This is a genomic window from Streptomyces pseudogriseolus (assembly GCA_002154585.1).
GTDB classification, from domain to species: Bacteria; Actinomycetota; Actinomycetes; order Streptomycetales; family Streptomycetaceae; genus Streptomyces; species Streptomyces pseudogriseolus.
Genome location: MUNG01000228.1, coordinates 1 through 7169, shown reverse-complemented (window position 1 = coordinate 7169; position 7169 = coordinate 1). Strand labels below are relative to the sequence as shown.

Here is a 7169-nt window from a genome sequence, read left to right as displayed (position 1 = left end):
GCCACCGCGTCCGCCTCCGGGCCGCCCGGCGGGGCGCTGCGCAGGGCGTCCAGGGAGCCCACCGGGGTCACGTGCCCGGCCGCGTCGAAGCCCCAGTCGAGGAGGGCGCGCGCCTCCTCGTAGACCGCGAACGCGTCNNGCCGTCGCGGCGGGCGGCGGCGACCAGGGTGTTGCCGGCATGGCTGGTGTAGCCGTTCTTCACCCCGATCAGGCCCCGGTACGGGGCGACCCCGTCCGCCCCCGTGAGCAGCCGGTTGGTGTTGACGATCGGGTAGCTGCCGCCGTCGCGGGCCGGGAAGCTCGCCTCCGCCCGCCCGCAGTACTCCGCGAACTCGGGGCTGCGCAGCCCCGCCCGGCCGAACACGGCGAGGTCGAACGCCGACGACACCTGGCCGGGCTCGTCGTACCCGTCGGGCGACGTCACCCGGGTGTCGCGGGCGCCCAGGTCCCGTGCCTTCTCCTCCATCCGCTCGGCCGTGGCCCGCCAGCCGCCGCTGAGGGCCGCCAGCACCCGCACGGCGTCGTTGCCCGAGTTCAGGAATACCCCGTTCCAGAGGTCGGACACCCGGTACGTCCGGTACTCGGCAACCCCGACGAGACTGCTGCCCGGGCCGATGCCCTCCAGTTCCTCCGGGTCGACGCGGTGCCGGATGCCGGACGGCAGGGCCGGCATCACGGTCAGCGCGAACAGCGTCTTGAGGGTGCTGGCGGGTGGCAGCCTGCGGTGCGCGTCGTGCGCGGCGAGCACCTCACCGGTGTCCGCGTCGGCGACCAGCCAGGAGCGGGCGGACAGGTCAGGGACCTCGGGCGCGCCCGCGCGCGGCCGGACGTGCGTGCCGGGCCGGTACAGCAGGGACGCGGGGGCGTCCGGCGTCCCTGGCCGGGGATCGACGTGGGGACCGGCGGTCGCCGCGGCAGGCGCGAGCGCCAGCAGACCGGCCGCGCAGAGCACGCACCCCGACACGGCAGCCCGCGAAGCAAATCCGATAGTCATATCGCAAACGTAGGAACGGACGTCCCGAACACCGTGCTGCCCCGGCCGGGGGCCGTGCGCGAGCACTCGGATGCTCCGCCCGGCTTGCGACGGCGTGCCGGCGAGGGCGCGACCCCGGTGTGCGGGCGTCCCGGCGCGACCGCGGGGCGGCATCGCTGCCCGCGCCCTAGGCTGGGCGGATGTTCAGCCCCGAAGGCCCCCGCCTGAGCGAACTCGCCGTCCAGGCCCTGTCGTCCGTCGAGCGCGGCTACGACCTGCTCGCCCCGAAGTTCGACCACACCCCCTTCCGCACCCCCGACTCCGTGCTGGACGCCACCGTCGCCGCGCTGCTGGAGTCCGGCCCCCACGGCAGCGGGCTCGACCTGTGCTGCGGCACCGGCGCGGGAGTCGACGTGCTGCGCCAGGTGTGCCGGGACGCCGTCACCGGCGTGGACTTCAGCGCCGGGATGCTGGAGGTCGCCCGCTCGCGCCGGCGGCCCGCGGGGCTCGACGTGTCCTGGGTGCGGGCGGACGCGCGGGCGCTGCCGTTCGGGCCGGAGTTCGACCTCGTGGTCAGCTTCGGGGCGCTCGGGCACTTCCTGCCGTCCGAACTGCCGGGCCTGTTCGCCCAGGTGCACAAGGTGCTGCGGCCCGGCGGCCGCTTCGTCCTGCCGGTCGTGGCGCCGCCGAGGCCCGGCTCCCTCGCCCACGCGATGCTGCTCGGGTTCGACACCGTCATGCGGGTGCGCAACGCCGTGTGGCGCCCGCCGTTCGTCATGTACTACCGCGCCGTGCGCTTCGGCGACCTGTGGCGCGGGCTGGAGGGCGCGGGGTTCCGCGTGGAGTTCCTGGCCCTCCCCGAGTTCGGCCGCCGACGGGACAGGAGCCCCCGGGTACGGCTGATCGTCGCCGAGAAGGGGGAGGGGCGGACGCCGCTCGCATCCTGAGCCGCCGCGTCCGTCCGAACTCGATCCCGGCTGTCCGTTGGAATTTCCAACTTACCCGCTTAGAGTGGCCCGCGTGACGACGACTGCCTATGACGCGACACGCATGGACCCCCGCTGGTGGTCCTTCGAGGGCATGCACGGCGGCTGGGTCGCCGGCGCGGCGCTCACCGCCGTACGCGACGCGTTCGCCGGCGTGCACCGGCCCGTGCGCTCGCTGACCACGCACTACCTGACCCCGGTCGGGACCGGCCCGCTGCGCTTCTCCGGGACCGCGCCCGCCACCGGACGGCGCACGGCCACCTGCCTCTTCACCGGCCACCAGGACGGCGAACCGGTCGTCCTCGGCTCCGCGCTGTTCGGGCCGGCCCGCGGCGGCCCCGCGCACACCGGCCTCACCGCCCCCGAGGTGCCCGGCCCGGACGACTGCGTCCCCGTCGATCTCCCCGCGGAGCTCGCGCTGTTCGCCCGGCAGCTGGAGATACGCCCCGCCACCGCCGACCTCCCGCTGGCCGGCGGACCCCGGGCCGTGCTCGTCGCGTGGGTGCGCTTCCGGGACGACCGGCCGGTGGACGCGGCGGCCGTCGCCACGCTCGCCGACGTCCTGCCGCCCGCCCTCTACGCCCGCTGGCGCACCCCGCGCCCGGTCCCGACCGCCGAGATGACCGTGCACTTCACCGACGCCCTCGACGACGGCCCCGCGCACGGCTGGAGCCTGGTCCGCATCCGCACCGACCACGCGGGCGGCGGCTGGGCCCTCGACGACAGCGCCGTGTGGTCGGCGGAAGGGCGGCTGCTCGCGGCGGCCCGGCAGGCCCGCGTGGTGCGCGACCCGGTGACCCCTCAGACCGCGGCCGGCACCATGAACTCGTAGACCAGGGCGTCCTCCTGGACGTCCATCACCAGCTCCGTCAGCTCCAGCGGCCGGGCGTGCTGGTCGTGCACCTGCCGGGTGACCCGCACCGACGGCGTGCCCGGGATGCGGGTGATCGTGTCGCGGTGGTGCAGCGACAGGCCCGCCCGGCGCATCCAGTCGTAGGTCCGGCGCAGCTCGGCGGCGCCGGTGCCGTCGGCCCGGTCGCGGTAGCGGGCCAGCTCCTCCACCTCCGCCAGCGTCACCGCGGAGAACGACGTCACCGCCGTGCGCTGCTCCCGTCCGCCGGGCGACGCGCACCAGTAGCGGTGCACCAGCGTGGGCCGGCCGGGCGCGAGCCCGAGCGGCTCCGCGTGGCCCGGCGGCGGGACCTCCCAGGTGACGGTGGCCCGGGCCACCGCCTCCCGCCCCGCCTGCGGCGCGCCGAGCGGGAAACCGGCGACGGCCGGCGCCTCCACCGGCACGCCCGGCAGCGCGGCATGGCTGCCCCGCCGGTCGGTGGCGATCAGCCCCTCCCGCCGCAGCAGTTGCAGCGCCTGCCGTACGGTCTCCCGGCTGACGCCGAAGTGCTCGGCCAACTGGCGCTCGCCGGGCAGCCGTTCGCCGGGCGGGACGGTGCCGGCGCGCAGTTCGCCGAGCAGTTCGGCGGCGACCCTCCGGTACAGCGGTTCCCCGCCGATGAGGGGCCGGCCGGTGCGGACATGCTGGTGCGGGGTGGTGCGGGCCATGCCGCGCCCTCCTGTTGGTGACGTTCCGTAGCGGTGCGGGCTCGTTGAGCCACCAGATCTAGCATTGGTCTACACCATCAGGGAAGGGCGGTCCGGCAGTTCGGCCGGAACCGTGCGGTCCGTCAGGCGCGGTCCCGCATCCAGCGCAGCTGCGCCGCCTCCTGGTAGGGGCCGCCGCCCTCGTGGTCGTTGAAGTCGTACACCTCGATCGTCTTGTCCTCGTGCGCCCAGGCGTTGAAGGCCGCGAACACCGTGGACGGCGGGCAGGTCTGGTCCTCCAGCGCCGCCGAGAACAGGGCGGGGGCGGTGCCGCGGGCGGCGAAGTGCACCCCGTCGAAGTACGACAGGGTGCGCCGCACGTCCGCCGCCCTGCCGCGGTGGGTCTTGAGGAAGTTGCCGATCTCCCGGTACGGATTGCGGTCGGTGAGGGTGGTGGCGCGCGGGAAGTCGCACAGGAACGGCACGTCCGGCGCGATGCCCGCGAGGTCCGGGACGAGCCCGCCCACCGCGATCGTGATGCCGCCGCCCTGGCTCGCGCCGACCGCCACGGTGCGGCTCGCGTCGGCCAGCGGATGCGACCGCGCCGCCTCCACCGCGCGCACCGCGTCGGTGAACACCCGCCGGTAGTAGTAGTTCTCCGGCGCGTCGATGCCGCGCGTCATGAAGCCGGGGAACGCCGGACCGCCGCCCACCGGGTCCGGGGTGCCGCCGCCCCCGCCCCACGCGCTGCCCTGGCCGCGGGTGTCCATCACGAAGTGCGCCCGGCCCGTGGACGCCCACAGCAGATGCTCGTGCGGCAGACCGCGGCCGCCCCCGTACCCGACGAACTCCACCACCAGCGGCAGCGGCGCGTCCGCGCCGGCGGGCAGGGTCAGCCAGCCCTTGACCGGGTGGCCGCCGAACCCGGCGAACGTCACGTCGAAGACCTCGACGGTCGTCAGCCCCGTGTCGACCGGCTCGAACCGCGCGTCCAGGTCGTGCCGGCGCGCCTCCTCCAGCGTGCCGGACCAGAACGCGTCGAAGTCCTCGGGCTCCGTGGACGCGCTGCGGTACGCGCGCAGCTTGTCGAGGGACAGGTCGAACAGGGACATGCGGGACCGCCTTCGTGAAGGGACCGTGCGAAGCGAGGACACGGTACGTGGATCATGCGGAGCCCGCCAGGGTGCGGAGAGGAAGGCCCAGGTGGGTGGCAGGGAAAGCGGTTGCCGTACGACGGTGTCCGCGGGCGGCTCAGACGCCGCGGCGGGTCCAGCGCGGACCGGTGCGCGCCCAGTCGCGCTCCCACTCGTCGAGCCGGCGCCGCAGCGCCGCCCGCCGCACCGCACGGTGCGCGAGCAGCAGCGCGGCCGCCGTCGCGCCGGCGGCCAGGGTGCCCATGCCGACGCCGTACTGCCACACCGACGCGTCGTCGACCGGCGGCGGCACCTGGCGTCCCCGGTAGTCCAGCCACACGTCCACCGCCTCGCCGGGGCGGACGCGGGCCGGGACCCGCGCCAGGGCTGTACGCGTGCCCTCGTCGGGGTCCGCCCAGCGGACGGTCGCCCGGGCGGCGGGCCCTCGCTCCGACTCCGACCCGGACGGGGGACGCGCGGTCGAGGGGCGCTCCAGTACCTCCGCGCGCACCCGGTGGCGTTCGGCGCGCTGCTCGTTCGCGGCCGTCCGCGCGTCCTCGTAGGCCCAGCGGGCGGTGAGCACCCCCGCCGGCGGAACCGTCAGGCACAGCAGCACGGCCACCGCCACCGCCGTCCACGCCTCGACGACGTCCGAGCGGCGGCACAGCGGGCCGCGCCGCCGCCGGGACAGCACCCGCGCGCGCATCTCCTGCCTCCCCTGGAACGGTCCGGGCCGGGTGCCCCGGCGGCGGACGCGCGAAACAACGCCGCCCGGGGGAGGGGCAGGGGGTGAGGCGCGTAGTTCGGGCAGGTGCCCCGGTCAGCCGAAGCGTTCGATGCGGATGCGCTCCACGGGCTGACCGGCCGCCACCAGCAGCCTGGAGGCGTGCTCGGCGAAGGAGTTGGAGCCGCACACATAGGCCTCCCACCCACCGGGCGGCTGCTCGGCCAGGAGCGGTGCCACATGCGCGGCGGCCAGACGTCCGACGGCCGCGCCCTCCGGGGCGGCCCGGGTGAACACCGGGGTGGTCTCCGGCCCGTACTCGTCCGCGTAGATCAGGTCCTCGGGGCCCCGCGCCGACACCAGCAGGCGCAGCGGGAAGGTCAGCCCGCGGGCGCGGTGGTGCCGCACCATCGACATCAGCGGGACCACGCCCGACCCGGCGCCCAGCAGCAGCGCGGGCCGGTCGCCCGGCCAGGCGAAGAAGCCGCTGAGCGGCCCCCGCATCTCGATCCGGTCGCCGGGGCGCGCCACCGTGTGGAACCAGCCGGAGACCTCGCCGTCCCGCACATGGTCCAGCGTCAGTTCGATGTGCCCGGAGTCGTCGGGCGCCGAGGCGATCGAGTAGTGGCGCTGCGCCGTGTACCCGTCCTCCGCGACCAGCCGCACCATCAGATGCTGGCCGGGCAGATGCCCCGGCCAGCCGGGCACCGCGAACCGGAAGGTCGACACGCGGGGCGTCTCCCGGCGGATCTCCGTCAGCGTGGCCGTCCGCCACACCGACGCGGTCTGCTCGCTCACACCGATGCGCCCGGGCACGGCGAAACGCGTGGCCGGCGTCCTCGGCAGCGTCGTCGGCTCAGTCACCTCAGTCACCGGAGTACCGCTGCTCCTCCCACGGGTTGCCCCGCGCGTGATAGCCGTTGCCCTCCCAGAAGCCCGGCTCGTCGTGGTCCAGCAGCCGCAGCCCGGCGATCCACTTGGCGCTCTTCCAGAAGTACAGGTGCGGCACCAGCAGCCGCGCCGGGCCGCCGTGCTCGGCGGGCAGCGGCTCGCCGCCGTACTCCCAGGCGATCCAGGCCCGCCCGCCGGTCACGTCGGCGAGGGGGAGGTTCGTGGTGTACCCGGTGTGCGCGTACGCCACCACGTGCGTGGCCGACGGCAGCGGCCGGACCTGGTCCAGGAAGGCGTCCAGCGAGACACCGCCGAACGTCACCCCGAACTTCGACCAGCCGGTCACACAGTGGATGTCGCCCTCGTACGCGGCGGCGGGCAGCGCGTGGGCCTGCTCCCAGTCCCAGGTGCGGGGCTCGGCCACCAGGCCGTCGATCCGGAAGGTCCAGTCCTCGGGCGCGAGGTCGGGGGTGACCTCGGCGGACAGGACGGGCCACTCGTCCCGCGCGTCGTACTGGCCGGGCGGCAGCCCGGGGTCGTGCGCGCGGGGACGGCCGGTGAAGCCTCGGGTGATGTTCACGTGATCGGCGTTTCCGTTACGGGTGGTGCGGGTGTTTCCGCACTCCACGGTACGGGGTGTCCGCCGCCCGCACGGCACGGGGCGGCGGCGTCCCGTTCACCGGACCGCCGCGGTGATCGTCGGGTAGGGTGGCCGTCCGGCCGCGGACCGACCCGGCCGTCCACCGAGGAGGTGAGACCCATTACCGCTCGTCAGGTCGGGTGCTCTCACCTCGGAACGACACGGTCCACCCGGAACGGGTGACCCCGAGAGCGCCCTTCGGCTCCCGAAAGGCCAGGCTCTTGCCGCACCGTTGCGACCGTTTCCCCTCCTCTCCCTCTTCCCGTCCCGCCCTCCCGTCCCG

At 75.4% G+C, this 7169-nt stretch carries 7 protein-coding genes and 1 pseudogene; 2 read left to right on the top strand and 6 right to left on the bottom strand.

Features of this window, described 5'->3' with window-relative positions; translation table 11 throughout:
• Positions 1-994 (bottom strand): annotated as a pseudogene (locus CCN29_RS20800) (D-alanyl-D-alanine carboxypeptidase family protein); the annotation flags it as partial.
• Positions 995-1173: 179 nt separating this feature from the next.
• Between CCN29_RS20800 and CCN29_RS20795 the strand changes: the two are divergent.
• Positions 1174-1920 carry a class I SAM-dependent methyltransferase gene (locus CCN29_RS20795; protein ID WP_006134501.1) on the top strand — a complete coding sequence of 249 codons (747 nt, stop codon included), beginning with the start codon at positions 1174-1176 and terminating at the stop codon, positions 1918-1920.
• 103 nt (positions 1921-2023) lie between these two features.
• Positions 2024-2791, top strand: a complete 768-nt coding sequence (locus CCN29_RS20790; RefSeq protein ID WP_086683655.1) for an acyl-CoA thioesterase — start codon at positions 2024-2026, stop codon at positions 2789-2791.
• Here the strand turns inward: CCN29_RS20790 and CCN29_RS20785 are convergent.
• From CCN29_RS20785 to CCN29_RS20765, 5 genes are all read right to left on the bottom strand, one after another.
• A complete protein-coding gene (locus CCN29_RS20785; protein ID WP_006134498.1) occupies positions 2761-3519 on the bottom strand; it encodes a GntR family transcriptional regulator in 759 nt (252 codons plus the stop codon). The genes CCN29_RS20790 and CCN29_RS20785 overlap by 31 nt on opposite strands.
• Positions 3520-3641: 122 nt before the next feature.
• A complete protein-coding gene (locus tag CCN29_RS20780) occupies positions 3642-4610 on the bottom strand; it encodes an acetylxylan esterase (RefSeq protein ID WP_006134497.1) in 969 nt (322 codons plus the stop codon).
• Between the two features lie 139 nt (positions 4611-4749).
• Positions 4750-5337 (bottom strand): Rv1733c family protein, encoded by a 588-nt coding sequence (locus CCN29_RS20775; RefSeq protein ID WP_086683652.1) that lies wholly within the window; start codon positions 5335-5337, stop codon positions 4750-4752.
• A gap of 114 nt (positions 5338-5451) precedes the next feature.
• Positions 5452-6171, bottom strand: a complete 720-nt coding sequence (locus tag CCN29_RS20770) for a ferredoxin reductase (protein ID WP_006134495.1) — start codon at positions 6169-6171, stop codon at positions 5452-5454.
• 49 nt (positions 6172-6220) lie between these two features.
• Positions 6221-6826, bottom strand: a complete 606-nt coding sequence (locus CCN29_RS20765) for a sulfite oxidase-like oxidoreductase (protein WP_031016686.1) — start codon at positions 6824-6826, stop codon at positions 6221-6223.
• Positions 6827-7169 lie beyond the last annotated feature (343 nt).

Coding starts and splice junctions, on each gene's coding strand:
- CCN29_RS20795 (WP_006134501.1), top strand. CDS start 1,174: ATGTTCAGCCCCGAAGGCCCCCGCCTGAGCGAACTCGCCGTCCAGGCC.
- CCN29_RS20790 (WP_086683655.1), top strand. CDS start 2,024: ATGGACCCCCGCTGGTGGTCCTTCGAGGGCATGCACGGCGGCTGGGTC.
- CCN29_RS20785 (WP_006134498.1), bottom strand. CDS start 3,519: ATGGCCCGCACCACCCCGCACCAGCATGTCCGCACCGGCCGGCCCCTC.
- CCN29_RS20780 (WP_006134497.1), bottom strand. CDS start 4,610: ATGTCCCTGTTCGACCTGTCCCTCGACAAGCTGCGCGCGTACCGCAGC.
- CCN29_RS20775 (WP_086683652.1), bottom strand. CDS start 5,337: ATGCGCGCGCGGGTGCTGTCCCGGCGGCGGCGCGGCCCGCTGTGCCGC.